This is a genomic window from Streptomyces actuosus (genome assembly GCF_016921115.1).
Classification (GTDB): Bacteria; Actinomycetota; Actinomycetes; order Streptomycetales; family Streptomycetaceae; genus Streptomyces; species Streptomyces actuosus_A.
This window is the reverse complement of record NZ_JAFFZS010000085.1, coordinates 1-2,640: the sequence shown is the minus strand read 5'-3', so window position 1 is coordinate 2,640 and position 2,640 is coordinate 1. Positions and strand designations below refer to the sequence as shown.

Sequence of the window (2,640 nt, the reverse complement as noted above, 5' to 3'; positions counted from 1 at the left end):
ATGTAACTAGAAGAGAATTTATAATGTTATTAGTATTTGTTGTACTTACAGTATTATTTGGTATATACCCAGCTCCAATATTAGATGGTTTACATTATTCAGTTTCTTCTTTAATTTATAGTATAAACTAAAAAATATAATATATTTAAAGTTAATAATAAAATTATAAACACACAACAATGTATTTCGTATTTAATAGTTACTAAGGAAATTAATCAATATTATAGATAATTGGAATTAATTTATATATATATATATATATGTATATATATATGTAATATACCTAATTCTTATTAGCTCAATGGTAGAGCAGAATACTTCTAATATTTTGATCCAAGTTCGAGTCTTGGATAAGAATAATTTCCTCTAATGGAACGTTACTAATTTCCTTAAAATCTTATTAATGATCATAGTTTATCAGCTCTTATAGCTCAACGGTAGAGCGGGATACTGTTAATATCTTGATAGATGTTCGATTCATCTTAAGGGCTTAAAAATTAATATTCTTAACAACAGCATTACTTTAAATCTTAAATAGTCTAAAAAGTTATTAAGGGAAAATTTTTTATAGCTGAAAAACTAAAAATGCCACAATTAGTACCTTTCTTTTTTGTTAATCAAGTAGTATTTGGTTTTGTTATACTAACTGTATTAATATACGCATTTACTAAATACATATTACCAAGATTCGTACGTGTTTTTATTTCTCGTATCTATATTAACAAATTATAATTAAAATACGTGTTTACTAAAAACATTTATCAAAGTTCGTACGTGTTTTTTTCTCATATATTTATAAACAAATTTGCCGCATAAATTTTAAGGAGTGTGTGTGTGCGCTAATGGGTAAAAAAACTCAAAAACCTCTAAGATTAAATTATATTATTTAAACGAAATATTTATTAATTAGATATATAATAATTAAAGAAATAATTAATGACATTAAATAATTTAAATTATGTATTAAGTCCATTAGATCAATTCGAAGTTAGAGATTTATTATCTGCCAACTTATTAGGAAATGTTAATTTATCATTAACAAATATAGGTTTATACTTAACAATAAGTATGTTAATAATATTAACATGTAGCTTATTAGCTTCAAATAATAATAAAATAATACCTAATAACTGGTCAATAAGCCAGGAAAGTGTATATGCAACAGTGCATGGTATAGTAGTGAGTCAAATTAATCCAACAAGAGGGCAAATATACTTCCCATTTATATATACTTTATTCGTATTTATATTAGTAAATAATTTAGTTGGATTGGTGCCATATAGTTTTGCAACAACATCTCATTTTATTTTAACATTCTCAATGAGTTTTACTGTTGTTTTAGGTGCAACATTCTTAGGTTTCCAAAGACATGGGTTAAAATTCTTCTCATTATTTGTACCTTCAGGTTGTCCTTTAGCATTATTACCTCTACTAGTTTTAATTGAGTTCGTTTCATACTTATCTAGAAATGTATCTTTAGGTTTAAGACTAGCAGCTAACATATTAAGTGGACACATGTTATTATCTATTTTAAGTGGATTTACATACAATATAATGACTAATGGATTTATCTTTTTCTTCCTAGGTTTAATACCTTTAGCATTTATAATTGCATTCTCAGGTTTAGAACTAGCAATAGCTATTATACAAGCACAAGTGTTTGTTATATTAACTTGTTCTTACATTAAAGATGGATTAGATTTACACTAATATTTAATAATATAAAAATGAAAATTATATAAATAATATGTAAAATAATTATTAATTAATAAATAAAAATAATTTAATTATTATTTTTTTTTGTAAATAAATACCTTTATTAAATAAGGGTACTTACTACACAATTTATATTAAACTTATTAATGTTATATTATTAAATATTAGTCAGAATAATATATATATATAAGTTATAACCCCTTCCCTTTTTATTTAAATAAAGTGGAGGCTGGTAAAAAGATAAAAAAAAAAAAGATAAAAAATTATGTAAAAAGGAAAGTCCGAAACTTTTTAGGCATATATGCATCTCTATAAGGGATGCTTTATAATAATATAAGGATTTTAACAGAAACTAAAAATTATAATTAATAATTGCGAACAATAACCCTATGCTAAGTTTTAATTTAGAATTATAAAAATTTAAACAGGAACTGGCTTAATTTTATCTTTTTTATATAACGATATGGATATAGTATGTATCATGCAATATAGGTATATTATACTAACTTTTAATATACAAAAAAAAAATTTTTTTGAGTTTGATGATGGCTCTGATTGAACGCTGTCCAAGTACTTGACACATGCTAATCGAACGACGACGCTTCCAAACGGAAGCGTCGTAGTGGTGTACAGGTGAGTAAAAGATAATTTGGCTACCTTAAAGTAAGGGAAAAATCCCTTATAAAAGAAAGGAATAAAAAAGGTCCGCTTTAAGATGTTAATCTTTATCTCGGTGAGTAGTAGGAAAGGTAACGACTTTTCTAGCTAATAACCGTAGTCGTGACTGAGAGGTCGATCGACCACATTGGGTCTGAAAAAACCCCAATGCGTTTTTAGTACAGCAGTGAGGAATATTGGTCAATGGCCGAAAGGCTGAACCAGTAACTTGGAAGAATGAAAAAATGTATTTAAATAATACATTAA

General features: G+C 25.4%; 1 protein-coding gene, 1 tRNA gene and 1 rRNA gene. All 3 read left to right on the top strand.

Annotated features, from left to right (window positions below; all coding sequences use genetic code 11):
* Positions 1 to 420 precede the first annotated feature (420 nt).
* A tRNA-Asn gene (locus JS756_RS38865) sits at positions 421 to 491 on the top strand.
* A 445-nt stretch (positions 492 to 936) separates the two neighbouring features.
* On the top strand, positions 937 to 1,710 hold the full coding sequence (locus JS756_RS38860) for a F0F1 ATP synthase subunit A (RefSeq protein WP_205387405.1): 774 nt from the start codon (positions 937 to 939) through the stop codon (positions 1,708 to 1,710).
* Between the two features lie 533 nt (positions 1,711 to 2,243).
* Positions 2,244 to 2,640, top strand: a 16S ribosomal RNA gene (locus JS756_RS38855); the annotation flags it as partial.